The 25658-nt window shown below is 68.4% G+C and carries 23 protein-coding genes; 11 read left to right on the top strand and 12 right to left on the bottom strand.

All coding sequences use genetic code 11. The features are described 5' to 3' along the window. Positions 1–5 precede the first annotated feature (5 nt). Positions 6–1181, top strand: coding sequence for an EamA family transporter (locus DFS13_RS28470; RefSeq protein WP_048989211.1), 1176 nt, complete (start codon positions 6–8; stop codon positions 1179–1181). A gap of 21 nt (positions 1182–1202) precedes the next feature. Here the strand turns inward: DFS13_RS28470 and DFS13_RS28465 are convergent, their stop codons facing one another. The 11 genes from DFS13_RS28465 to DFS13_RS28405 all read right to left on the bottom strand — a co-directional run bounded on the left by DFS13_RS28465 (position 1203) and on the right by DFS13_RS28405 (position 13061). After that, a complete protein-coding gene (locus tag DFS13_RS28465; RefSeq protein ID WP_111442404.1) occupies positions 1203–2402 on the bottom strand; it encodes an MFS transporter in 1200 nt (399 codons plus the stop codon). Positions 2403–2576: 174 nt separating this feature from the next. Beyond that, positions 2577–3401: a phosphodiesterase gene (locus tag DFS13_RS28460; protein ID WP_006497657.1), complete on the bottom strand. Its 825-nt coding sequence runs from the start codon at positions 3399–3401 to the stop codon at positions 2577–2579. Between the two features lie 84 nt (positions 3402–3485). Continuing rightward, positions 3486–4517, bottom strand: a complete 1032-nt coding sequence (locus tag DFS13_RS28455; protein WP_048989208.1) for an ABC transporter ATP-binding protein — start codon at positions 4515–4517, stop codon at positions 3486–3488. A 13-nt stretch (positions 4518–4530) separates the two neighbouring features. Further along, entirely contained in the window at positions 4531–5433 is a 903-nt protein-coding gene (locus tag DFS13_RS28450) for an ABC transporter permease (RefSeq protein ID WP_111442393.1), read from the bottom strand. A 10-nt stretch (positions 5434–5443) separates the two neighbouring features. After that, positions 5444–6268 (bottom strand): ABC transporter permease, encoded by an 825-nt coding sequence (locus tag DFS13_RS28445; protein ID WP_006497654.1) that lies wholly within the window; start codon positions 6266–6268, stop codon positions 5444–5446. A 17-nt stretch (positions 6269–6285) separates the two neighbouring features. After that, positions 6286–7314 carry an ABC transporter substrate-binding protein gene (locus DFS13_RS28440; RefSeq protein WP_111442392.1) on the bottom strand — a complete coding sequence of 343 codons (1029 nt, stop codon included), beginning with the start codon at positions 7312–7314 and terminating at the stop codon, positions 6286–6288. A gap of 74 nt (positions 7315–7388) precedes the next feature. Beyond that, the gene (locus tag DFS13_RS28435; RefSeq protein ID WP_006497652.1) at positions 7389–8414 is read right to left on the bottom strand and encodes a substrate-binding domain-containing protein; all 1026 of its coding nucleotides are present in this window, start codon (positions 8412–8414) and stop codon (positions 7389–7391) included. A gap of 792 nt (positions 8415–9206) precedes the next feature. Beyond that, complete coding sequence (locus DFS13_RS28420) at positions 9207–10193, bottom strand: SDR family oxidoreductase (RefSeq protein WP_034200787.1); 987 nt, start codon at positions 10191–10193, stop codon at positions 9207–9209. 154 nt (positions 10194–10347) lie between these two features. Beyond that, on the bottom strand, positions 10348–11352 hold the full coding sequence (locus DFS13_RS28415) for a zinc-binding dehydrogenase (RefSeq protein ID WP_077020037.1): 1005 nt from the start codon (positions 11350–11352) through the stop codon (positions 10348–10350). Positions 11353–11453: 101 nt separating this feature from the next. Further along, on the bottom strand, positions 11454–11882 hold the full coding sequence (locus tag DFS13_RS28410; protein ID WP_048989206.1) for a DoxX family protein: 429 nt from the start codon (positions 11880–11882) through the stop codon (positions 11454–11456). A 57-nt stretch (positions 11883–11939) separates the two neighbouring features. Further along, complete coding sequence (locus DFS13_RS28405) at positions 11940–13061, bottom strand: alkene reductase (protein WP_006481845.1); 1122 nt, start codon at positions 13059–13061, stop codon at positions 11940–11942. A 156-nt stretch (positions 13062–13217) separates the two neighbouring features. Here DFS13_RS28405 and DFS13_RS28400 point away from each other — a divergent pair, with 156 nt between their 5' ends. The 7 genes from DFS13_RS28400 to DFS13_RS28370 all read left to right on the top strand — a co-directional run bounded on the left by DFS13_RS28400 (position 13218) and on the right by DFS13_RS28370 (position 21232). Then, entirely contained in the window at positions 13218–14117 is a 900-nt protein-coding gene (locus tag DFS13_RS28400; protein ID WP_006481749.1) for a LysR family transcriptional regulator, read from the top strand. A 149-nt stretch (positions 14118–14266) separates the two neighbouring features. Continuing rightward, entirely contained in the window at positions 14267–14893 is a 627-nt protein-coding gene (locus DFS13_RS28395) for a flavin reductase family protein (protein ID WP_006497648.1), read from the top strand. A 406-nt stretch (positions 14894–15299) separates the two neighbouring features. Further along, on the top strand, positions 15300–16532 hold the full coding sequence (locus DFS13_RS28390) for a 3-methyl-2-oxobutanoate dehydrogenase (2-methylpropanoyl-transferring) subunit alpha (protein ID WP_006476388.1): 1233 nt from the start codon (positions 15300–15302) through the stop codon (positions 16530–16532). Positions 16533–16534: 2 nt separating this feature from the next. Then, on the top strand, positions 16535–17575 hold the full coding sequence (locus tag DFS13_RS28385; protein WP_011545040.1) for an alpha-ketoacid dehydrogenase subunit beta: 1041 nt from the start codon (positions 16535–16537) through the stop codon (positions 17573–17575). A gap of 1 nt (position 17576) precedes the next feature. Beyond that, positions 17577–18890 (top strand): dihydrolipoamide acetyltransferase family protein, encoded by a 1314-nt coding sequence (locus tag DFS13_RS28380; protein ID WP_006497646.1) that lies wholly within the window; start codon positions 17577–17579, stop codon positions 18888–18890. A gap of 4 nt (positions 18891–18894) precedes the next feature. Further along, positions 18895–20286 (top strand): dihydrolipoyl dehydrogenase, encoded by a 1392-nt coding sequence (gene lpdA, locus DFS13_RS28375; protein WP_006481751.1) that lies wholly within the window; start codon positions 18895–18897, stop codon positions 20284–20286. A gap of 316 nt (positions 20287–20602) precedes the next feature. Next, complete coding sequence (locus tag DFS13_RS28370; RefSeq protein ID WP_034200781.1) at positions 20603–21232, top strand: NAD(P)H-binding protein; 630 nt, start codon at positions 20603–20605, stop codon at positions 21230–21232. 27 nt (positions 21233–21259) lie between these two features. On the opposite strand, the gene DFS13_RS28365 is transcribed toward DFS13_RS28370, so the two are convergent. After that, complete coding sequence (locus DFS13_RS28365; protein WP_059721240.1) at positions 21260–22177, bottom strand: LysR family transcriptional regulator; 918 nt, start codon at positions 22175–22177, stop codon at positions 21260–21262. Positions 22178–22305: 128 nt separating this feature from the next. Here DFS13_RS28365 and speB point away from each other — a divergent pair, with 128 nt between their 5' ends. The 3 genes from speB (at position 22306) to DFS13_RS28345 (ending at position 25655) form a co-directional block, all read left to right on the top strand. Beyond that, positions 22306–23274 (top strand): agmatinase, encoded by a 969-nt coding sequence (gene speB, locus DFS13_RS28360; protein WP_059721241.1) that lies wholly within the window; start codon positions 22306–22308, stop codon positions 23272–23274. After that, complete coding sequence (locus DFS13_RS28355) at positions 23267–23731, top strand: GNAT family N-acetyltransferase (protein WP_111442390.1); 465 nt, start codon at positions 23267–23269, stop codon at positions 23729–23731. The genes speB and DFS13_RS28355 overlap by 8 nt, the downstream gene beginning before the upstream one ends. A gap of 493 nt (positions 23732–24224) precedes the next feature. Further along, positions 24225–25655 (top strand): cytosine permease, encoded by a 1431-nt coding sequence (locus DFS13_RS28345; RefSeq protein ID WP_006497643.1) that lies wholly within the window; start codon positions 24225–24227, stop codon positions 25653–25655. The last annotated feature ends 3 nt before the right edge of the window (positions 25656–25658 follow it).

Below are 25658 nucleotides of genomic sequence, written 5' to 3'. Positions count from 1 at the left end.
GCTCGATGACGCCGCTCGACCGCCTCCTCGATTTCCTTGCCCGCTTTTCGTTCCGGATCCGCCTGCCGCAAAGCCGCGGCGGCCGCGTGGCGCTCGCGCTCGTCTTCATCTATTTCGTCTGGGGCTCGACCTACAGCGGGCTGCATTTCGCGCTGCAGTCGTTCCCGCCGCTGCTGCTGTCGGGGCTGCGCAACCTGCTCGGCGGGATCGGCCTGTTCATCTTCGCGCTGCGGCGCAAGCCCGAATGGCCGACGCTGCTGGAAATCCGCAACTCGGCGATCGTCGGCACGATGCTCGTCGCGCTGTCGTCCGGCACGATCGCGCTCGGCATGCGCACGGTCAGCAGCGGTTCGGCCGCGGTGATGGTGGCCACGGTGCCGCTGTTCGCGACCGTGATCGCGGCGGTGGCGGGGCGGCCGGTGACGAAGGGCGAATGGGCGGCCGTCGCGCTCGGGATGGTCGGCATCGTCGTGCTGAATTCGGGCGGCGCGGCCGCCGCGAATTCGGCGCTCGGCACGATCTGCGTGCTGGCCGGCGCACTGTTCTGGGCGGGCGGCGCGCATCTCGCGACGCGCCTCAAGCTGCCGTCCGACCTGTTCCTGTCGACGTCGCTGCAGATCGGCCTCGGCGGGCTGATGTCGACGATCGTCGCGTGGCTGCTCGGCGAACGCGTCGAGCAACTGGCCGTCGGGCCCGTGTTCGCGTTCGCGTACCTGATGGTGTTCTGCACGATGGCCGCGTACGTCGCGTACGGCTACCTGATCCGCCACACGAGCCCGATCATCGCGAGCAGCTGCATGTACGTGAACCCGATCGTCGCGGTCGCGCTCGGCGCGCTGCTGCTGGGCGAGCCGGTGACGATGGCGACCGTGGTCGCGACCGTCGCGATCCTCGGCAGCGTCGGGTTGTCGTTCGTGTTCGATCCGGCGCGCCGGCCCGCGGCGGCGGCGACCAGTTCACCGGCCGTGGCGGCCGAGCAGGCGCCGACGGCGGACGCTTCGCCCGTCGTCGAGCCGATCGCCGCGCCGGAGGCGGCGCCGATCCTCGCGCCTTCCGCTGTTCCGCTCGCGGTGCCGACGCCCGCAGCGGTGATGGATCCCGCCGCGGTGATCGATCCGGCCCCGGCGTTCGCGCCGCCGCCCGCCGCCGTCGAGCCGGCCGCGTCGCGCACCGACGCGTGACGCCGCCGTGGCCGGTCGCGCTCAGCCGCGCCGGCCGCCGCGATGGTGGAACCAGCCGGCGAGCGCCGTAAACAGCAGGCCGGCCGCGCACATGCCGGTCCAGCCGAACGCGCGCCATGCGGCGACGCCGGCCGACGAGCCGAGCGCGCCGCCGATGAAATAGCACACCATGTACACCGTGTTGACGCGGCTGCGCGCCTCGGGCTTCAGCGCATAGATGCGCGACTGGTTCGAGATCTGCGCGGCCTGTACGCCCACGTCCAGCACGATCACGCCGATCACGAGCCCGACGAGGCTCGATCCCGACAGCGCGAAGATCACGAACGACAGCGCGAGCAGCGCGATCGCGAGCGAGATGATCGCGCGCGGGCCGCGCTGGTCCGCGAAGCGGCCCGCATACGGCGCGGCGAGCGCGCCCGCGGCGCCGACGATCCCGAACAGGCCGGCCGCCTGCGGGCCGAGATGGAACGGCGCGCCGGCGAGCAGCAGCGTGAGCACCGGCCAGAACGCGCTGAACGCCGCGAACAGCGCGGCGCCCGTCAGCGACGCCTCGCGCAGCCCGCGCAGTTCGACGGCCAGATGCCACATCGAGCCGAGCAGCTTGCCGTACGACAGCGTCGACGTCGGCGAACTGCGCGGCAGCCGCAGCACGATCACGACGGCGAGTGCGACGAGCGCCGCGACCGACGCGGCGAACACCGCGCGCCAGCCGAAATACTCGGCGACGAAGCCGGCCGCGGTACGCGCGAGCAGGATGCCGAGCAGCAGGCCGCTCATCACGGTGCCGACTGCGTGGCCGCGTTCGGCCGGCGGCGCGATTTCGGCGGCGAACGGCACGGCCTGCTGCGCGATGGTCGCGAGGATGCCGATCGCGAGGCTGGAGACCGCGAGCACGGCCAGCGACGGCGCGGCGGCCGCCACGATCAGCGCGATCGACAGCCCGGCGATCTGCAGCAGGATCAGCCCGCGGCGATCGAAACGGTCGCCGAGCGGCGCGAGCAGGAACATGCCGGCCGCGTAACCCAGCTGCGTCGCGGTCGGTACCGCGCCGATCCACGATGCGCCGTCCGGAAAGGCCGAACGGAAGCTGTCGAGCAGCGGCTGGTTGTAGTAGATGTTCGCGACCGACACGCCCGCGATCGTCGCGAGCAGCAACAGCAGGCTGCGCGAGTAGTGGGGCGAGGCGGCGTCGGTCGAACGGTCGGTGGAGGAAGTGGACATGGCGGCAGGCACGGAGTTGGGCGGCCCGGCAGGCGGCGCACGCATCAGGTGCGCCGGCGAGCCGGGCGCCGGTCGAGGCTGCCGATCATACCGGAGCGACGTGAATCCTGCCGGCGGCAGCCGGCGCGACGGGCCAGCTACCGCCCGTCACGGCACGCGCCGCGCGTCCCGTGGTCAGTCGACCAGCTCGCCCGTCGGCTCGTAGAACGGATACGGCCCCGCGCCTTCGTCCACATAGACGTGATGCGACGTCATTCCCGTATCGGGTGCATGGTGGTGGACCGCGAACGCCGGCGGTTCGAGCCGGAACGCGGATGGCCCATCGGCCCGCAGGTCGAAGGCGACCTGGTGCGCGGGCGACGGCACCGCGGACGCGAGCGTGCCGCCGAAGCGCGTGAACATCGTGCGGTGCACGTGACCGCACAGTACGCGCTCGACGTTCGGATGACCGCGCAGCAGCGCGTCGAGTTTCGCGGCGGCGGCGGGCGCGAGACGCAGCTTGTCCATGTGGCCGATGCCCGACACGAACGGCGGGTGATGCAGCGCGACGATCACCGGCCGCTCGCGTGCGGCGTCGAGCTGTGCGGCAAGCCACGCGAGCCGTGCGTCGCACAGGTCGCCATGGCTCGCGCCCGGCACCTGCGAATCGAGCGCGAGCACGCGCACCGCGCCGACGTCGAGCGCGTATTGCACGAATTCGCCGTCCTGCAACTCGGCGCGATCGGCGAACGCGCGGCGCAATCCGGCGCGGTCGTCGTGATTGCCGATCATCAGGTAGTACGGGATCTCGAGCGCCGCGAGCAGCCCGCGCAGGTTGCCGTATTCGTCGTCATGGCCGAAGTCGGTCAGGTCGCCGGTGACGAGCACGGCGTCGGGCCGCGGCACGAGCGCATTCAGCTTCGCGATGCAGCGCGCGAGCGCGGCCGCCGTGTCGACGCGCCGGTACGCGAGCTGGCCCGGACGCTTGATGTGGAGATCGCTGATTTGAGCAAGCAGCATCGTCGTTCCTCGGAATCGTCTGGTTGTTGTCGCGGCGGTGTGCGCCGCCGTGGGGTGCTGCATGAATGATGCCCGATCGACGCCTTACGCGCCGAGCGCGATCAGACCTTCCGGCGCGATCGCGAGGCCGACCGCCGTGCCGCGTGCGAGCGCGATGCGGCCCGGCACGTCGATCACGAGCGCGTCGGGTGCCGCATGCTCGATCGTGAGGCGCGTGCGCTCGCCGAGGAACGCGCACGCGCCGACCGCGCCGCGCAGCGGCGCATGCGCGGGATCGGCGAGCTGCGCGTCCTCGGGGCGGAAGAACCATTCGTCGGCCGCATGCGGCGTGACGATCGCGCCGCCGGTCGTTTCGAGCGCGCCGTCGCGCCACTGGCCCGCCAGCCGGTTCAGCGTGCCGATGAACTGTGCGACCGTGCGGTTCGCGGGGCGGTAGTAGATCTCGCGCGGCGTGCCGATCTGCTCGATGCGGCCCGCACCCATCACGACGATCCGGTCGCCGAGTTCCATCGCTTCGGCCTGGTCGTGCGTGACGTAGACGGTCGTCACGCCGAGCGTGCGCAGCAGCGTGTTCATGTCGCGGCGCAGCACGTCGCGCAGCTTCGCGTCGAGCGCGGTCAGCGGTTCGTCGAGCAGCAGCACGCGCGGCCGCACCGCGAGCGCGCGCGCCAGCGCGACGCGCTGACGCTGGCCGCCCGACAGTTGATCGACCGGTTTGTCCGCGTGCGCGTCGAGTCGCATCATCGCGAGCAGCTCGTCGACGCGTTCGCGCAACGCACGCGGCTCGGTCTTGCGGATCTTCAGCCCGTAGCCGACGTTGCCGCGCACCGTCAGGTTCGGAAACAGCGCGTAGTTCTGGAACACCATGCCGACCTGCCGGCGCTCGATCGGAAGCAGGGTGACGTCGTCGTCGCCGAACGCGATGGTGCCGCCGGCATCGGGTGTGTCGAGGCCCGCGATCAGGCGCAGCGTGGTCGTCTTGCCGCAGCCCGACGGCCCGAGCAGCACGAGCGTTTCGCCGGCGCCGATCGACAGGTCGAGCGGTTCGAGCACGCGTGTGCCGCGGAAGGTCTTCGCGCAGCCGGTCAGGGTGATGGGAGTGGAATCGAGTTTCATGTCTGCGAAAAAATCAGCGCGGGCGCTGCTTCGGCGCGCGCGTACCGGACGGATCGACGCCGAGCCACTGCATCGCGACGAGCAGCGGCAGCGTCATCAGCAGGAACAGGATCGTGTACGCGCTGCCGACTTCGAGCCGCAGCGACGCATACGTATCGGCGAGCCCGACCGGCAGCGTCTTGGTGTCGGGCGTGTGCAGCATCCACGTGAGGTTGAATTCGCCGATCGACAGCGTGAGCACCGCGAGCGCGCCCGCGACGATGCCGGGCCGCAGGTTCGGCAGCACGATCGTGACGAAGCGCGTGACGAACGACGCGCCGAGGCTCGCCGCGCCTTCCTCGAGCGTGCGCAGGTCGGCGCCGGCCGCGACGGCCGCGACCGCGCGCACCATGAACGGCAGCGTGAACACGACGTGGCCGACGACGATGAACCACAGGCTCATCCGGAACGCGGTGAAGCCGCCGTACACGACCAGCAGCGCGAGCGCCGAAGCCAGCCCCGGCAGCGCGACCGGCAGCACCAGCGCTTCCTCGATCGCACGCGCGATGCGGTGCTTGCTGCGCGCGAGCGCATAGCCGGCCGGCACGCCGACCGCGAGCACGATCGCGAGCGTCGCGAACGCGACGTAGAGCGACAGCGCGACCGAGCCGTGATACTGCTGCCACACCTGATCGAGCCAGCGCAGCGTGAGGCCGCTCGACAGGCCGCGGAAATAGTTGACGGTCAGCCCCGCGAGCACCGACATCACGACGGGCACGATCAGGAACGCGCACAGCAGCAGCGTGACGCCCCATTGCAGCGCGGCGATCGCGCGTGCTCCCGCGACGCGCGGTGCGTGCCGGGCGGCAGGCTTCGCGGGCAAGGAAGCCGGAACAGGGGCCGGGGCGGGCGCGGACGAGCCGGAAAGCGATGGCATGCGGAAATCCTCAGGCCGCGGCGGCGGCGGTATGGCCGGTGAAGCGCCGCGCGAGCGCGAGCACGGCCCAGGTGACGATGCCGAGCACGATCGACAGCCCGGCCGCCGTCGCGATGTTCGCGTTCAGCGTGAATTCGGTATAGATCGTCATCGGCAACACGTTCAGGTCGGTGGCGAGCGTAAACGCCGTGCCGAACGCGCCCATCGCGGTCGCGAAGCAGATCGCGCCGGCCGCGATCAGGCCCGGCGCGAGCGCCGGCAGCACGATGTCGACGAAGATGCGCCACGGCGACGCGCCGAGCGAACGCGCGGCTTCCTCGAGCGACGCGTCGAGCTTCGACGCGGCCGCGATCACGGTGACGATCACGCGCGGGATCGAGAAGTACAGGTAGCCGATGAACAGGCCCGCCACCGAATACGCGAAGACCCACTTGTCGCCGGTGAGCTTCGCCGACAGCATGCCGATCAGCCCCTGACGTCCGGCGAGCATGATCACCATGAAGCCGACGACGACACCCGGGAACGCGAGCGGAAACGTCAGCAGCGCGAGCAGCACGCGCTTGCCGGCGAATTCGCGGCGCGCGAGCAGCAGGCCCGAGATCGTCGACAGCGCGAGCGTCGCGAGCGTGACGCCCGCGGACAGCGCGACCGTCTCGCCGAGGCTCTTCATGTAGCGGGCATTGCCGAGCAGCGCCGCGTAGTGCGAGAAGAAGGCGCCATCGGCGGACACCTGCACGAGCGACGCCATCGGCAGCAGCCAGAACGCGGCGAATACCGCCAGCGCCGGCGCGACGAGCGCGACGCGCCAGCGCAGCGGAAAAGTCAGGTCGAGCATGACGTGGGGCCGGCCGCTTACTGCATCACCTGCAGGTATTGCTGGCCGAACGCCTGCTGCCCGGCCGCCATCTTGCCGAAGTCGACCGACTTCGCCCGCGCGTATTCGCTCGCCGGCAGGAACTTCGCGGCGACGTCGGCGCCGAGCGCCTGCGCGCGCACCGGGCGCAGGTATGCGTTGGCCCACAGCTTCTGGCCTTCGTCCGACAGCACGAAATCGAGCACCTTCTTGCCGTTCGCATCGTGCGGCGCACCCTTCACGAGGCTCATCACGTACGGCACCGCGATCGTGCCTTCCTTCGGAATCACGAACTCGACGTTCGCGTTGTCCTTGTATTTCGCGCGATACGCGTCGAAGTCGTAGTCGAGCAGGATCGGAATCTCGCCGGACAGCACGCGCGCATAGGCCGTCTGCTTCGGCACGATCGGCGCGTTCGCCTTCAGCTTGCGGAACCAGTCGAGCGCCGGCTTGAAGTTGTCGAGACTGCCGCCGAGCGCCTGGTTGACGGCGACCGCGCCCGCGTAGCCGACGAACGCGCTCGACGGATCGAGATAGCCGACCATGCCCTTGTATTCGGGCTTCAGCAGATCGGCCCACGAGCGCGGCACGGGCTTGCCGTCGAGTGCGTCCTTGTTCACGAAGAAGCCGAGCGTGCCCGAGTGGATCGCGAACCAGTAGCCTTGCGGGTCCTTCAAGTTCGCGGGAATGTCGTTCCAGTGCGCGGGCTTGTACGGCGCGATCACGCCCTTGTCCTTCGCCTGGAACGCCGACGACACGCCGAGGTAGACGACGTCGGCCACCGGGCTTTTCTGCTCGGCGATCAGCTGCGCGATCGACTGGCCGGAGTTCTTGTTGTCGAACGGCACGCGGATGCCGGTCTTCTGCCTGATCGCCGCGATCTGCGCGGCCCAGTCGGCCCATTCGGGCGGGCAGTTGTAGCAGATCGCCGTTTCGTCGGCGTGGGCCGCGGGGGCGCCGGCGACGAGCGCGGCAACGGCGAGCGGCGCGGCGAGCGCGCGCAGCAGCGAGGTCAGGCGAAAGGACACGGTGGGTCTCCGGACGAGTGGGGTAGCGCTGGGGTAGCGGGGGGATCGGCGGGCGTGACGCGTGCGTTCTGCGATCACGCCTTGCGCAGTTGCAGCTCGGTGGCCGGCGGTGCGATCGTCGCACCGTCGCGCACCGCGTGCGGCAGGATCATCGACGTGCGCTCGATCGCCGCGCCGCCGATGGATTCGACGAGACGCTGCCATGCGTGGCGGCCGATGTCGCGGTTCGGCGTCGCGACGCTCGCGAGCGGCGGCGCGAGCAACTCGCCGATCGCGATGCCGTCGAAGCCGAGCACCGACAGGTCGTCGGGGATCGAGAAGCCCGCGCGGCGCAGGCCGCGCATCACGACCATCGCGAGCAGGTCGTTGCTGCAGAACAGGGCGGTCGGCCGCGTGGCGTGCGCGGTGAGATGCGCGAGCACCGCATCGGGCAACTCGGGCGCGTTGAAGTCGACTTCGACGGGCGGCAGCGTGGCCACGCCGCTTTCCTCGAGTGCCTGCGCATAACCGAGATGGCGCTGGCGGGCGCGATCCGACGCGGCGAGCGAACCGGCCAGCATCAGCACGCGGCGATGGCCGCGCGCGGTCAGCAGCTGCACGCCGTCGTACGCGGCGCGGCGGTTGTCGACCGACACCGACGGACGGCGCTGCGTGTCGTTGTGCATCAGCACGTAGTGCGAGCCGTCGCGGTCGAGCATGTCGAGCAGCGGGTGTGTGTCCGCATCGGCGACGGTGAGGATCAGCCCTTCGACGCGCTGCTCGCGCAGCGTCTCGATCGCATGACGCTCACGCGCCGCGTCGTATTCGGTCGTCATCAGGATCAGCTTGAAACCGGCCGCGGTCGCGAGCGCGTCGATGCCTTGCAGGCAGTCGGCGAACACCGGGTTCGACAGCGTCGGCACGACGACGCCGACGAGCCGCGTGCGCTCGCCGCGCAGTTGCCGGCCGAGTGGGCTCGGGCGGAACTGCAGCGTATCGATCGCGGTGCGGATCGTCTGCAGCGTGGCGGGGCTGACGGTATGCGGCGCGTTGATCGCACGCGAGACGGTGGCGATCGAGAAGCCCGCGAGGGCAGCGACGTCCTTGATGGTCGAGGTCATGAAATAACGCGATGTAAACGTTTTCGGCCGGGGAATTATCGAAAACGTTTGTGACTTCGCGATGACGCACGCGACGCTTGTTTCGCGACAAGCACGACACAAACGTCAGACGGTTGGGGCCGTCGGACGACGCGCGGTCGATTGTATCGGGGGATGTTGCGGCGCGGGACGAAATCGTCGGCCGTGTCGTATCGGTGTCGAATGCGCGGGTAGACGCAATGCGACGATGAGGGTGTCGCGATGCGGCGCGGCGGAATGAGGGAACGCATGCGCAAGCAATGGTAGAATCGCGTCCGCCCTCTTGCCGGGGTGATGAAATTGGTAAACATAGCGGACTTAAACGATTGAGTGCCCGGTCGGAAACGGTCGGTGCAGAACCCTTCAAATTCGGCGAAACCCCTGATGTGCGCATCGAGGCAACGCCGAGCCAAGCCTCGCGGCATCCGCGAGGAAGGTGTAGAGACTAGACGGGGGGCGCCTAAGGCGCACGGGCAGCGGTCACGCCCGCGCGCGACGGTGAAGGCATAGTCCAGCGCACGAACGGTTCGCGCACGCGACGCCGGCTTTGAAAGAAGCAGTGTGACGAAAATCCGCCGCCTTAACTGGCTTGCCGGTTCGAGTCCGGTCCCCGGCACCATCGATTGCGTTGATGCGATGCGATTCGATTCGATGAAGGTGTGAAAAACCCGCGAGAAATACAGCGCTCGCGGGTTTTTTATTGGTCCGGCGTCGCCATCGACGCAGGGCTGCGCCGCTGGCCGGGACGTGAAGAATGTCGCCGCTTGTCGCGTGTCAGAAAATCCCCAGCCCGCCGTCCGCGCCCCAGACCTGCCCGTTCGCATAGCTCGTTTCCGACGCCGCGAGCGCGACATACAGCGGGGCGATTTCCGCCGGTTGCCCGGGCCTGCCGTACGGCGAGCCCGCCGCATAGTTGACGACCGTCTCCGGTGGCTGACCGCCGCTCGATTGCAGCGGCGTCCAGTAAGGGCCGGGCGCGACCGCATTGACGCGAATGCCGCGCGGCCCGAGCTGTTTCGCGAGCGATCGCGTGAACGCGATGATGCCGGCTTTCGTCGTCGCATAGTCGAGCAGGTTGGCGCTCGCCCTGACCGCCTGGACCGACGTGGTGTTGATGATCGACGCGCCGGGCGGAAGATGCGGGATCGCCGCCTTCGTGATCCAGAACATCCCGTAAAGATTGGTCTTGACCGTCGCATCGAAGTGCTCGGTCGTCATCTCGCCGATCGAATCGAGCGCCTGTTGTCGGGCGGCGTTGTTGACGAGAATGTCGAGGCCGCCGAGTGCTTCCGCCGCGCGTGCGACCAGTCGCTGGCAGAACGTTTCGTCGCGGATGTCGCCCGGCAGCGCGACGGCTTGGCGTCCCGCTGCCCGGATCAGCGCAACGACTTCCCGCGCGTCGGATTCCTCCACAGGCAGGTAGCCGATCGCGACATCCGCCCCTTCGCGTGCGAACGCGATGGCCGCTGCCCGGCCGATGCCGGAGTCGCCGCCGGTGACGAGCGCCTTGCGGCCGACGAGCCGGCCACGGCCGCGATAGCTTTGCTCGCCGTGGTCGGGGCGCGGCTGCATCCGGCTCGCGAGTCCCGGCGGCGCCTGGACCTGATGCGGGAACGGCGGCTTCGGGTACAGATCGACCGGATTCGTCAGGCCCTGCGCGGCGGGCGGCGCGTCGACGGCATGCGCGGTGGACGGGCCGAGTGCGGACATCGCGGCCAGTGCGCCAAGATTGCCGATGACCTGTCGGCGCGACACGCGCATGCCTGCTTCGTTATCGTCGTCTTTCAACAGATGCTCCGTGAGCGAAATCGCGCGTCGCGTTCCGTGCCGTCCGCGCGAAAGTGGATGATCGCCGTACGGCCGGCGAAATCGTCGGCGCGCGACGACGGTGCCGTCACGCGCCGGTACATCGCGTTCATTCGACGCGCAGGATCAGCTTGCCGGTCGTCTGGCCGGTTTCGAGCGCGTGATGCGCGTCGGCAATCGCGTCGAATCCGTAGCTGCCGCCGATCAGCGGCTTCAGCTTGCCGGTCGCGAGCAGTCCGAACAGTTCGCCGAGTGTCCGGCGCACGACGTCGTCGTTGAGGAACGCGTGCAGCGCGAAGCCGGACACCGATCGGCAGCCGAAGATCAACGCATTCATCAGCGCGTCGTCGACCGTCAGGAGTTGACCGCTCGCGGCACCGTAGCTGACGAACCGGCCGTATATCGCAAGGCCCGATACCAATGTGCGCGCGACCGTCCCGCCGATCGAATCGAACACGACGTCCGGGCCCTCCCGGCCGGTGGCGTCGCTCAATTGCTCGGCCCAGTGCGCGTCGCGATAGCTGATGGCCCGATCGGCGCCCAGCGTTCGCACCGCATGCAGTTTGGCCGGCGCGCCTGCGAGGCCCGTGATCGAGCGCGCTCCGTCGAGTCTCGCCAGCTGGATCAGCATCGAGCCGACGCCGCCGGCCGCGGCGGTGATCGCGACCGTGCGTGCGGCCACCGGCGTCTCGCGCAGCAGCACGCGGGCCACCAGCCCCTGCAGCATCACGGCGACCGCATCGTCGTCGGAGACTTCGTCGGGAATCGCGGTAATCAGCGCGGCGCCGAGCGTCACGTATTCGGCGTAGCCGCCGGTCGCGCGCATCGCGCCGAACAGCGGCGCCGCGACGCGTGCGCCGATCCGGATGTCGCGGACGTTCGCGCCCACCGCGGCGACGGTGCCGACGACTTCCGAGCCGGGCACCGCGGGCAGCGTCAGCGCCGGGCCCGGATAGGTGCCGGCGCGTTGCAGCGTTTCCGCGAAATTCAGCCCGACGCGCGTGACGCGGACGAGGACCTCGTCCGCGGCAGGCGTCGGACGCTCGATCACGACGGGACGCAGGACGGAAGGATCGCCGACCCGCTCGATCTGGATGGCATGCATGCTGCTCATGGAAACATCTCGCTTGAAAAGGGGGCGTTCGCCCCGGGGGATGAATGAAGCGCGGACGCGATGCGGCCGCGCAAGTGGGGTGTTGCCGCAGACGTGACGGATCAGTCCGGTTGCGCGCGGTCGAGCGCGAGACGGCCGGCGCCATGCAGGAACAGCGCGAGCAGGCCGCCTGCCATCGACAGGTTCATCATGAAGAACGTCTGCTGCGTCTGGTCGCCGCCGCCGTGGAAGATCACCGCGGCGATGATCGAGAAGATCGCGAGCCCGAGCGCCGCGAGCCGCGTCATGAAACCGGTGATCAACGCCAGGCCGCCGGCGATCTCGACGACGATCACGAGCGGAAGCAGCGCGCCCGATACGCCCATGTGTTCCATGTACTGCCGGGTGCCCGCATAGTTGAAGATCTTGCTGATCCCGGCGCCGAGATACACGCCGGCGATGAGGAGGCGCACGAGGACGGACAGCACGAGGTTGACGACGGGCGTCTGCACGGTCGTTTTGTACAGTGCGCGGTTGATCGAATTGATCATTGGGAATCCATAATGAATGAGTGGGCGGGCGGTCGAGCCGGCCGGGTGACGGTCTGCTTACGCGTCGAGCGTCGGGTAGTCGGTGTAGCCGGCTTCACCGCCGCCGTAAGCGGTGGACATGTCCGCGTGCGCGAGCGGGCGATCGTGTCGAATGCGCGTGACGAAATCGGGGTTCGCGATGAACGGGTAGCCAAACGACACGAGGTCGGCATGGCCGTCGGCGAGTGCCTGTTGCGCGCGTGCTTTCGTGTAGCCGCCGTTCGCGATGTAGAACCCGCCGAAGGCACGGCGCAATGCGCGGTAGTCGAACGGCGGCGCCTGATCGGCCGCGACCTGCGGAATGCCTTCGACGACGTGAAGATAGGTGGCGAGCCCGGTCAGCCGGTCGGCGAACCGCTCGAACAGCGCCTGCGGCTGGCTGTCCGCGATGCCGCCGAAATGCGGCGTGACCGGCGAAATGCGGACGCCCACGCGCGCGGGACTCACGACGCGTCCGACCGCCCGCACGACGTCGAGCGGCAGCCGGATCCGGTTGTCGATCTCCCCGCCGTACGGGTCGGTGCGCCGGTTGGTACCGTCGCGCAGGAACTGATCGAGCAGATAGCCGTTCCCCGCGTGAATCTCGACACCGTCGAAACCGGCCTGCAACGCGGCCTGCGCCGCATGTGCGTATTGCTCGACGATGCCGGGGATTTCATCGGTGTCGAGTGCGCGCGGCACGGGGTGCGGCTTCGGCCCGTCCGGCGTGAATGCCTGCCCGTCAGGCTGAATGGCCGACGGCGCGACGGGCAGCGCGCCGTCGGGCTGCAGATCGGGATGGCCGATGCGGCCGACGTGCGCGAGTTGGACGAAAATCCGGCCGCCTGCGCGATGCACGGCATCGGTCACGCGTTTCCAGCCGTCGATTTGCGCATCGCTGTAGATCCCCGGCGTGAACGGATAGCCCTTGCCGAGCGGCGAGATCTGCGTGCCCTCCGTGACGATCAGGCCAGCCGACGCGCGTTGGGCGTAGTAGGTGGCGTTGATCGCGCCCGGTGCATCGCCGGCGCCGGCCCGGCTGCGCGTCATCGGCGCCATCACGATGCGGTTGCCGAGTGTGATCCCGCCGAATTCGAGCGGGTCGAACAACGTGGCGCGGGTCGATGCCGCCCGGTCGGGTGAAGCGTGGTCGATCGTCATGATTCCATTTTCCTGTCGTGTTCATGGGTCGTCGACGCGCGAGCCGGGATGCCCGGCGTGCACGCGTCGAACGCTGCTGAGCACGAATTTAGGAGAATGCCGTGATCGAAACAATCGTCTAAAATGGATCGTTAAAATCGATTTTCTTGATGGATCATGGAGCGAAGCCCCAATCTGGAGCAACTGCGCGCGTTCATCGCGGTGGTCGAAGCCGGCAGCTTTTCCGGCGCGGCACGGCGGCTCGAGCGCGCGCAATCCGTCGTCAGCTACGCGATCGCCAATCTGGAGTCGTTGCTGGGCGTGCCGCTTTTCGAACGGGGCAAACGGCGGCCGACGCTGACGGCGGCCGGCGAAATCGTCCTGGCCGACGCACGGCGGCTCGACATGCTGACGGGCCAGTTGCTGGCGAAAACCGCCGGGCTGCGCGGCGGGGTGGAAGCCGAGCTGTCGCTGGCGGTGGACGTGATGTTTCCGCTGGCCAGACTCGTCGAGGGGCTGCGTGCGTTCGCCGACGAATTTCCCACGGTCGCGCTCAACCTGACCATCGAAGCGCTCGGCGGGGTGATGAAGCTGGTGGTCGATGGCGGCTGCGCGCTCGGCATCAGCGGGCCCGTGCAAAACTGGCCGGACGTGATCGATGCGACGTCCATGGGCGCGATCGAACTGGTCACCGTCGCCGCGCCCACACATCCGCTCGCGCAGCGCCGCGGGCGTGTGCCGCTGTCCGACGCGCGCGAATATACGCAGCTCGTGCTGACCGACCGAAGCAAACTGACCGAAGGGCAGTCGTTCGGCGTGTATGCGACGCGCACATGGAGGACCGCGGACCTCGGCGCGAAGCATCGACTGTTGCTCGAAGGGCTCGGCTGGGGATCGATGCCGATGCATTTGATCGAGGACGATCTGCGGCAAGGCCGACTGGCCGTCGTGCGCTTGTCGGATCGCGATGTGTTTCGATACGGCATGTCGTTGATCCGGCGGGCCGATCGCGCGAGTGGGCCCGCGACGCAGTGGCTGATCGACCATCTGACGCGTCCGGGCGAACTGGAGGCCTGAAGCGCTGCACCGTCTCTGCGCTTCACTGCGCCGAAAACGGCGCCATGTGATACTGGCACGCACGTCGCAGCGGACACCTTCGTCGCCCCCGGCAAACGCGTGCCGCCGACCGCTTCCGTCATCGTTCGCCTCTCGCAAGACCATCCGTCATGACCGACTCGACCCACCACTATTACGAACCGTCGCAAGGCCACGGCCTGCCGCACGATCCGTTGAACGCGATCATCGGCCCGCGCCCGATCGGCTGGATTTCATCCCGCGGCAGCGACGGCACGCTGAATCTCGCGCCGTACAGCTTCTTCAACGCGTTCAACTATCGCCCGCCGATCATCGGCTTTTCGAGCACCGCCGCGAAGGACAGCCTGCGCAACGTGCAGGAAACCGGCGAGTTCGTGTGGAACCTCGCGACGCGCGATCTTGCCGAGCGGATGAACCAGACCTGCGCCGCCGTGCCGTACGACGTGAACGAATTCGAACTCGGCGGCTTGACCGCCGTGCCGTCGCGCCTCGTCGACGTGCCGCGCGTCGCGGAAAGCGGCGTCAACTTCGAATGCAAGGTGACCGACGTGATCCGGCTGCGCGATCATCGCGGCGTCGAGACGCCGGCCACGCTGGTGCTGGGCGAGGTCGTCGCGGTCCATATCCGCCATGACCTGCTGAAGGACGGCGTGTTCGACACGTTCGGCGCGGGCATCATTCTTCGTGCGGGTGGCCCGTCGGCCTATGCGCACGTGACGCCCGACAGCCGCTTCGACATCTTCCGGCCCGACGCATGATCGATCGCGCGCCGCAGTAGGCCGGCAATCGGCGCGGAAGCGCCCGAATCCGAAAAGACCCCGCGGAGATCGAGGATTTCGCGGGGTCTTTTGCTTCGTACCCTCAGAGGAAGCGGGCGCGCCGTTCGTCCGTCCCCCGATGCCCGATCGCCGCTGGCTCGGCGACCCCGCACCGCAGCAGACCTCTCCCGCGCCGCCACCGTGCGCCGCACTCACACGCCGCCTCCCTCCGCCATGGCAAATCTGCTCACCACGAACGAGCGGCTTGGGCATCGACGCCCGCCGCTGCCAGGCATAAATTTCCGAGGTTGACGTGCTTATCCGCGCGTCAGCTCGCGCGCAGGCCGGCAACCGGCCCGCGCGTTCCCAAACAGCGTGAGACACAATCGAGCGTGGAGACGACACGATGAGCCTGTCAGAGCCATTGCGTCTGCATGTGCCGGAGCCCACCGGGCGCCCGGGCTGCAAGACGGACTTTTCCTATCTGCATCTATCGCCGGCCGGCGCCGTTCGCCGCCCGCCGATCGACGTTGCCGCGGCGGACACCGCCGATCTCGCCCGCAGCCTCGTGCGCGTGCTCGACGACAACGGCAAGGCCGTTGGCCCGTGGGCGCCCGATCTCGACGATGCGCGACTGATCGCCGGGCTGCGCGCGATGCTCAAGACCCGCATTTTCGACGCGCGCATGATGATCGCGCAGCGCCAGAAGAAAATCTCCTTCTACATGTTGAGCCTCGGCGAAGAGGCGATCGGCACCGCGCACGCGATGGCGCTGCGCGACGGCGACATGTGCTTTCCGACCTACCGGCAGCAGAGCATCCTGATCGCGCGCGACGTGCCGCTCGAGCGGATGATCTGCCAGCTGATGTCGAACGAAGGCGATCCGCTGAAGGGCCGCCAGCTCCCGGTGATGTACTCGGACCGCGAAGCCGGCTTCTTCTCGATTTCCGGCAACCTCGCGACGCAGTTCATCCAGGCGGTCGGCTGGGCGATGGCGTCGGCGATCAAGGGCGACACGAAGATCGCGTCCGCGTGGATCGGCGACGGCGCGACGGCCGAAGCCGATTTCCACACCGCGCTCACGTTCGCGCACGTGTACCGCGCGCCGGTCGTGCTGAACGTCGTCAACAACCAGTGGGCGATCTCGACGTTCCAGGCGATCGCGGGCGGCGAGGGCACGACCTTCGCCGGGCGCGGCGTCGGCTGCGGGATCGCATCGCTGCGCGTCGACGGCAACGACTTCCTCGCGATCTACGCGGCGTCGAGCTGGGCGGCCGAACGCGCACGCCGCAATCTCGGCCCGACGCTGATCGAGTGGGTGACCTACCGCGCGGGCGCGCATTCGACGTCGGACGATCCGACCAAGTACCGGCCGAGCGATGACTGGTCCCATTTCCCGCTCGGCGATCCGATCGAGCGCTTCAAGCGCCACCTGATCGTGAAGGGCATCTGGTCGGACAGCGCGCACGACGCGTTGACGGCCGAGCTCGAGGCCGAGGTGATCGCCGCGCAGAAGGAAGCGGAGAAGTACGGGACGCTCGCCGACGACCGGATTCCGTCGCCGGCCTCGATGTTCGACGACGTGTACAAGGAGCTGCCCGCGCACCTGCGCCGTCAGCGCCAGGAACTGGGAGCGTGATCATGGCGCAACACGAGACAGGGACGGCGACGCAGCCGATGACGATGATCCAGGCGCTGCGCTCCGCGATGGACGTGATGCTCGGGCGCGACAGCGACGTGGTCGTGTTCGGGCAGGACGTCGGCTATTTCGGCGGCGTGTTCCGCTGTACCGAAGGACTGCAGAACAAGTACGGCAAGTCGCGCGTGTTCGATGCGCCGATCTCGGAAGGCGGGATCGTCGGCGCGGCGGTCGGGATGGGCGCGTACGGCTTGCGCCCCGTCTGCGAAATCCAGTTCGCCGACTATTTCTATCCGGCATCCGACCAGATCGTGTCGGAAGGCGCGCGGCTGCGCTACCGCTCGGCCGGCCAGTTCACCGCGCCGATGACGATCCGGATGCCGTGCGGCGGCGGGATCTACGGCGGGCAGACGCACAGCCAGAGCCCGGAGGCGATGTTCACGCAGGTGTGCGGGCTGCGCACCGTGATGCCGTCGAATCCGTACGACGCGAAAGGGCTGCTGATCGCGTCGATCGAGAACGACGATCCGGTGATCTTCCTCGAACCGAAACGGCTGTACAACGGCCCGTTCGACGGCCATCACGAACGGCCCGTCACGTCGTGGCTCAAGCATCCGGCGAGCGCGGTGCCCGAAGGCTACTACACGGTGCCGCTCGATACGGCCGCCGTCGTGCGGCCCGGCAACGACGTGACGGTGCTCACGTACGGCACGACGGTGCACGTATCGCTCGCCGCCGCCGAGGAGACCGGCATCGACGCGGAAGTGATCGACCTGCGCACGCTGTGGCCGCTCGACCTCGACACGATTGTCGCGTCGGTGCGCAAGACCGGGCGCTGCGTCGTGGTGCACGAGGCGACGCGCACCTGCGGCTATGGCGCGGAGCTCGTGTCGCTGGTCCAGGAACACTGCTTCTACCACCTCGAGGCGCCGGTCGAGCGCACGACGGGCTGGGACACGCCGTATCCGCATGCGCAGGAATGGGCGTATTTTCCGGGGCCGACCCGGGTCGGTGAAGCGTTGCGACGCGTGATGGAGGCGTGAGATGGGGATTCATGTCATCAAGATGCCGGATATCGGCGAAGGGATCGCCGAGGTCGAGCTGGTGGCCTGGCATGTGGAAGTCGGGCAGACGATCAAGGAAGACCAGCCGCTCGCCGACGTGATGACCGACAAGGCGGCGGTCGAGATTCCGTCGCCGGTGACGGGCAAGGTGATCGAGCTGGGCGGCCGGATCGGCGAGATGATGGCGGTCGGCAGCGAGCTGATTCGGCTGGAAGTCGAAGGCGACGGCAACCTGAAGGCCGGGGCACCGGTGCGGGAAACAAAGGTAGAAACCGCACCGGTCGCGGTGGCGGCACCGTCGAAACCGGTAGCCGACGCATCGGCCGAGTCGTCTGCGCAGCCGGCGGCGCCTCGTGCACCGGCGAAACCGCGCCGCGAGGAACCGGTCGCGCAGCCGCGCGTGGCGCTGGCACCGGGCGAACGGCCGCTCGCGTCGCCGGCCGTGCGTCAGCGTGCGTGGGACATGGGTATCGAGCTGCGCTACGTGCGCGGCACCGGTGAAGCCGGGCGGATCCTGCATGCGGATCTCGATGCATATGCGCGCACCGGCGGCGGCTCGGCGCACGGGGCACAACCGCGCGGCTACGACGAACGCCACGACGAAACCGAAGTGCCGGTGATCGGCTTGCGGCGCGCGATCGCGCGCAAGATGCAGGAAGCGAAGCGCCGCATCCCGCACTTCAGCTACGTCGAGGAAATCGACGTCACCGAGCTCGAATCGTTGCGCACGGAGCTGAACCGCCGCCACGGCGACACGCGCGGCAAGCTCACGCCGCTGCCGCTGCTGATCCGCGCGATGGTGATCGCGCTGCGCGACTTCCCGCAGATCAACGCGCGGTTCGACGACGAAGCGGGCGTCGTCACGCGCTACGGCGCGGTGCACATGGGCGTCGCGACGCAGACGGACGGCGGCCTCACGGTGCCCGTGCTGCGTCATGCGGAAGCGCGTGACGTGTGGTCGATCTCGGCGGAAATCGCGCGGCTTGCCGACGCGGTGCGCGCGAACCGGGCGCAGCGCGACGAGCTGAGCGGGTCGACGATCACGATCTCGAGCCTCGGCGCGCTCGGCGGCATCGTGTCGACGCCGGTGATCAATCATCCGGAGGTGGGCATCGTCGGCGTCAACCGGATCGTCGAGCGGCCGATGATTCGCGACGGCGCGATCGTCGCGCGCAAGATGATGAACCTGTCGTCGTCGTTCGATCATCGCGTCGTCGACGGCGCGGATGCGGCCGAATTCATCCAGGCCGTGCGCGCGGTGCTCGAACGCCCGGCACTGCTGTTCGTGGAGTGAGCCGATGAAGAACGAACACACCACACTGCTCGTCATCGGCGGCGGCCCGGGCGGCTACGTCGCCGCGATCCGCGCCGGCCAGCTCGGCATTCCGACCGTGCTCGTCGAACGCGACCGGCTCGGCGGCACCTGCCTGAACATCGGCTGCATTCCTTCGAAGGCGTTGATCCATGTGGCCGACGCATTCGAACAGGCGTGCGGCCATGCCGGCGAAGGCGCGCTCGGGATCCGCGTGCGCGCGCCCGAGATCGACATCGCGAAAAGCGTCGCGTGGAAGGACGGCATCGTCGACCGGCTGACGCGCGGCGTCGGCGCACTGCTCAAGAAGAGCGGCGTGCGCGTGCTGCACGGCGAAGCGCGCGTGATCGACGGCAAGACCGTCGAAGTCGTCAGCGCCGGCCACGCGGTGCGGATCGGTTGCGAACACCTGTTGCTCGCGACCGGTTCCGAACCGGTCGAATTGCCGTCGATGCCGTTCGGCGGGCACGTCGTGTCGTCCACCGACGCGCTGTCGCCCGCGACGCTGCCGAAGCGGCTGGTCGTCGTCGGGGCCGGGTATATCGGGCTCGAACTCGGGATCGTCTATCGCAAGCTCGGCGTCGACGTCAGCGTCGTCGAAGCGGCCGAGCGCGTGTTGCCTGCGTACGATGCCGAACTCGTGCGGCCGGTTGCCGATTCGCTGGCGCGGCTCGGCGTGCGGCTGTGGCTCGGCCACAAGGTGCTCGGGCTCGACAAGCATGGCGCGGTGCGCGTGCAGGCGGCCGACGGCGCCGAGCAGACGCTGCCGGCCGATCGCGTGCTGGTTGCCGTCGGCCGCCGGCCGCGCGTCGACGGCTTCGGGCTCGAGACGCTGATGCTCGATCGCAACGGCCGCGCGCTGCGGATCGACGACACATGCCGGACCTCGATGCGCAACGTCTGGGCGATCGGCGACGTCGCGGGCGAGCCGATGCTCGCGCATCGCGCGATGGCGCAGGGCGAGATGGTGGCCGAGCTGATCGCCGGCCGGCGCCGCCAGTTCATGCCCGCGGCGATTCCGGCCGTGTGCTTCACCGATCCCGAGATCGTGACGGCCGGCTGGTCGCCGGACGATGCACATGCGGCCGGCGTCGATTGTCTGAGCGCATCGTTCCCGTTCGCGGCGAACGGTCGCGCGATGACGTTGCAGGCGACCGACGGATTCGTGCGCGTCGTCGCGCGGCGCGACAATCACCTGATCGTCGGCTGGCAGGCGGTCGGGCGCGGCGTGTCGGAGCTGGCCGCGGCGTTCTCGCAGTCGCTGGAGATGGGCGCGCGGCTGGAAGACATCGGCGGCACGATCCATGCGCATCCGACGCTCGGCGAAGCGCTTCAGGAAGCGGCGTTGCGCGCGCTCGGACACGCGCTGCATGTCTGACGTGCGAGCCCGACAGGGCGCCGCCGGTGCGGGATGCGCGCATCGGCGGCGCTTGCGGCGGCGGAGGTACGTCATGTCGTTTCATTCGATCCGGAATGATGCAATGCCGACGTTCCGCATGCTCGTGCGGAACGGGCGCGACGGCATGGCGCGGCCGGGCCGTGCATCGAATCGCCCGGAACCCACCTGACAAGGCCGTAATTTTTCGAGACGAGCGGAGGGTTGTCGGCGCCGCGTTGGCCGGCGATCATGTCGATAGCCGGAAACCGGGCCGCCTCGGGCCCGCCAACGCAGGCTCCATACGGAAGAACCGGACATGAAACTGCTGCTCGTCGGCGCGACCGGGCTCGTCGGGCGCCACGTCCTCGACGTCGCGCTGGCCGATGCGCGGGTCGATCAGGTGATCGTCCTCGCGCGCCGGCCGTTGTCGCCGCATCCGAAGATGCGTGCGCTGGAAGTCGATTTCGACCAGTTGCCCGATGCGGCCGACTGGTGGCGCGCGGACGCCGTGATCTGCACGCTCGGCACCACGATGCGGGCGGCCGGCTCGCAGGCGGCCTTTCGGCGCGTCGATCACGACTATCCGCTCGCGGTCGCGCGGCGCGCGCACCGGCACGGCACGCCGACCTACGTGCTGAATTCCGCCCTCGGCGCGGACGCTGCGTCGCGCATCTTCTACAACCGTGTGAAGGGCGAGGTCGAACAGGCGCTCGCCGGTGTCGGCTTCGATTCGCTCACGTATGTGCGACCGGGCCTGATCGGCGGCAGCCGCGACGAGTTCCGGTTCGGCGAGCGGCTGTTCGTGTTCGCGCTGAGCGCCGTCGGGCCGGTGCTGCCGGCGAAATGGCGCGTGAATCCCGCGTCGCGGATTGCGCGCGCGATGCTCGACGCGGCGATCGACGCACGGCCGGGTGTGCAGGTCGTCGCGTCCGACCAGCTCGTCTGACGCCGCGCGGGCGGCGCGCCCGCCAGGCTATTCGTCCGCGTTCGCGTCGAGCACGCCGAACTGCTCGGCGAGCGCCGCCGTGAACGCCTCCAGCGCTTCGCTGCCGTCGGAATTCCGCGGCGTCGCGAGCTGGAACTCGACCGTGTGGCTCAGCTTGCTCGCCAGCAGCCGGCGCATCTTCCCGGCAGCGACCCACGGCGCCGCGACGTGGTCGGGCAGGAAGCCGACATGCGCGCCCGACAGGATGAAGATCACGTCGGCATCGACGTTTTCCGAAAACGCGGTCGGCTGCGCATTGCGCAGCGCCGCCCCCGACGTATTCGTCTTGTAGAGCCGCGCGACGTTGCTCGCGCGTGCGATGTCGTTGACCGACACGGTTTTCTTCGCGAACAACGGATGGCGGGCGCCGCAATGCAGCGACTGGTGCTCGACGAACAGCGGCGCGTAGTGCAGGCCGGCCTGATGGCCGGAGAAATAGCCGATCGCGAGTTGCAGTTCGCCTTTCAGCAGCCGGCGCTCCAGCTCGTCGGGCGGCACCGCGATCATTTCGATCAGCACGTCCGGCGCGCGCTCGCGAAAGCGGCCGACGGCCGCCGCGATCGATTCGACGACGTCCGGCGAGAGCCGCTCGGACAGGCCGATGCGCAATTCGCCGAGCAACGTGCCCGATACGTGCTGCGTGTCGCGCGTGAACACGTCCATCGCGTGCAGGAGGCGGCGCGTCGACTGCAGCACGCGTTCCCCCTTCGGCGTCAACCGGAAGCCGCTTTTGCCGCGATCGCACAGCCGGAATCCGAGCCGCGTCTCGAGCTTGGCCATGTGCGTGCTGATCGTCGACGGCGCCATGCCGAGCGTGCCCTGCGCGGCGCTGAAGCCGCCGCTTTCGACGATCGTCAGAAAGAGCCGCAGCAACTGCACATCCATGTCTCTGAGTCGGGTCAGCATGGCGATACATCGCAGTTTGTGAAGTTGGCTTATGTTAGTTCATATTTTTCGTTGCGTACGGCGGCGGCAGAATCGGGCACGAGGTCGCCGGCCGTGCGACCGTGTCCTCTTCAGACAGGAATCCGACGATGAGCCAGAACGATTTCGCGTTCACACGCGACAGCCTCTACGGCACCCAGGCCGAACCCAGTTTCGCGGGCGCGACGAGCTTCATGCGCCGGCGTTTCAGCCGTGATCTCGACGGCGTCGACCTCGCGATCACCGGCGTGCCGTTCGATTCGGCCGCCTCGCACCGGCCCGGCACGCGGTTCGGCCCGCGCGGGTTGCGAATCGCGTCGACGGGCATCGCGTGGGAGCGCCCGTGGCCGTGGTCGTTCGATCCGTTCGACGTGCTGGCCGCGGTCGACTACGGCGATTGCGCGTTCGATCTCGGGCAGCCCGAAGCAGTGCCGGGCGCGATCGAGCGGCATGCCGATGCGATCCTCGCGCGCGGCTGCGCGATGCTGACGCTCGGCGGCGATCACTTCATCACGTATCCGCTGCTCAAGGCGCATGCGAAGGTGCACGGGCCGCTGTCGCTCGTGCATTTCGACGCGCACACCGATACGTGGCCCGACCGCGACGTGAAGCGCATCGATCACGGGACGATGTTCTATCACGCGGCGCGGGAAGGGTGGGTCGTGCCCGAACGATCCGCCCAGATCGGCATTCGCACGACCAACGACGATCCGATGGGCTTCGACATCCAGGATGCGCGCCACGTGCATGGGTCGACGCCCGCCGCGGTCGCCGCGCGCATTCGCGAGCGCGTCGGCGATCACCCGGTGTACCTGACGTTCGATATCGACTGTCTCGATCCGGCGTTCGCGCCGGGCACCGGGACGCCGGTCTCGGGCGGCCTGTCGAGCCATCAGGCGTTCGAGATCCTGCGCCACCTCGACGGCATCAACCTGGTCGGCATGGACGTGGTCGAAGTGTCGCCGCCGTACGATCATGCGGAAATCACGTCGCTGGCCGGTGCGACGATCGCGCTGGAACTGATCTGCCTGTATGCGTCGCGCCGGCGGCAGAAAAAGGAAGCGTCGATCGATGAATGACCTCACCTGGCGCAAGGCCGTTCCCGGCGACGCGGCCGAATGCATCGCGCTGCGGGCGCGCACGCGCGAGAACGCGTTCACCGAAGCGCAGTTGCGCGCGCTCGGCATCACCGTCGAAAGCTGGGACGACGGTATCCGCGACGGCCTGTTCTCGGGCCATGTCTGCTGCGTGCGCGGACGCATGGTCGGCTACTGCTTCGGCGACACCGGTTCCGGCGAGATCGTCGTGCTCGCGATGCTGCCCGAGTATGAAGGAGCGGGGATCGGCAAGCGGCTGCTGCGGCGCGTGATCGACGATTTCGCGGCGAACGGCTTCACGTCGCTGTTTCTCGGCTGCTCGACCGATCCCGCATCGCGTTCGTACGGGTTTTATCGCCATCTCGGCTGGATACCGACCGGGGAACTGGACGACGCGGGGGACGAGATTCTCACGTTTCAGGTCGGGCAGCGCGGTTGATCGCATGTGTGGTTCGGATCTCGGCGTCTGCCGGTCCGGACGACTGCCTGGCCAGACCAGGCACGCGGGCACTGCAGCATACGCGCCGACGACGCGACGCTGCGTGTCGACATCGAGGCCGCGCATACCGGCCGGGCTCCCTCCGCCGACGCATGACGTCTACGCCCGATCGGCGACTTTCGCCGATCGGGCTTTCATTTTTCCGACATCCGGCTTGCGGCAATACTGCGCGGGTGTACCGCGATTGCTCGGACAATTTCGAAAGTCGATCGATACCGGGTAATCACCGATATCTCGCAAGTTGTATATACAAGATCATCCGCTGGCAATGTCGGCACGCGTCGTGCCGGTTGCGCGCCAGCGTGCAGACCGTGCGTGCGTGGCGCATGCCGGCGATCCACGGCGCCCCGCACCCGCAGAGCCGAAAGGGCGGCTCGCAGCTTCCTGTCCCGTTCAAACCATGTGTGGTCCTGAGTATTTTGGAGATTGACCCGTGTCAACGAATTCCAGTGGAAAAGCCGGCGGACTGATCGAGGTACGCTCGATCGACTTCATTCCCGACGCCGAGCGCCACGGCGGCCTGCTGAGCCAGTTCACGCTGTGGCTGTCGGCCAACATGCAGATCACGGCCATCGTCACGGGCGCGCTCGCGGTCGTGCTCGGCGGCGACGTGTTCTGGTCGCTGGTCGCGCTGCTGCTCGGCCAGTTCGTCGGCGGCGCGGTGATGGCGCTGCACGGCGCGCAGGGGCCGCAGCTCGGGTTGCCGCAGATGATCTCGAGCCGCGTGCAGTTCGGCGTGTACGGCGCGATGATCCCGATCGTGCTGGTGTGCCTGATGTACATCGGCTTTTCCGCCAGCGGCTCGGTGCTGGCCGGGCAGGCCGTCGCGCAACTGCTGCACGTCGACGACGCGGCCGGCATCCTGCTGTTCGCTGCCGTGATCGTCGTGCTGACCGTGTTCGGCTATCGCGCGATCCATTTCGTCGGCCGGATCGCGAGCGTGATCGGCATCGTCGCGTTCGTCTACATGTTCGCGCAGTTGTTCGCGAACCACGACATCGGCGCGCTGCTCGCGAACCGGCATTTCTCGCTGGCGAGCTTCCTGCTCGCGATGTCGCTGTCCGCGTCGTGGCAGATCGCGTTCGGCCCGTACGTGGCCGACTATTCGCGCTACCTGCCGCGCTCGACGTCGTCGGTCGCGACGTTTGTCGCGGTCGGCCTCGGTTCGGTGATCGGCGCACAGGCGGCGATGGTGTTCGGCGTGTTCGCGGCCGCGTTGGCCGGCAGCCAGTTCGCGCACCATGAGGTGTCGTACATCGTCGGCCTGGGTTCGACGGGCGCCGTGGCCGCGCTCCTGTATTTCAGCATCGCGTTCGGCAAGGTGACGGTGACGGCGCTCAACGCGTACGGCAGCTTCATGTCGATGGCGACGATCGTTAGCGGCTTTCGCGGCAAGGGCGCGGTATCGTCGAAGAGCCGCCTCGTGTACATCTTCGGGATGATCTGCGTGTCGACGCTGATCGCGCTCGCGGGCCGTCATTCGTTCCTGAAGGAATTCACCGCGTTCATCCTGTTCCTGCTCGCGTTCTTCACGCCGTGGAGCGCGATCAACCTGGTCGATTACTACTGCTTCACGCGTTCGCGCTACGACGTGCCGGCGCTGTCCGATCCGGACGGCCGCTATGGCCGCTGGAACGTGATGGCCATCACGATCTACGTGGTCGGCATCCTGGTGCAACTGCCGTTCATGTCGACGCACATCTACACCGGGCCGCTCGTCGACGCGCTCGGCGGCACCGACATCTCGTGGATTCTCGGCCTCGTCGTGCCGGCCGTGCTGTATTACGTCGGTGCCCGCGCGTCGCGACGCAGCATTCCGGAACGCCTGATCCTGCCGCTCGAACGCGGCGAAGTTCACCACTGACCA

This window comes from Burkholderia sp. 28_3, from assembly GCF_003253915.1.
GTDB lineage: Bacteria > Pseudomonadota > Gammaproteobacteria > Burkholderiales > Burkholderiaceae > Burkholderia > Burkholderia cenocepacia.
This window is presented reverse-complemented; position numbering and strand designations above follow the sequence as displayed.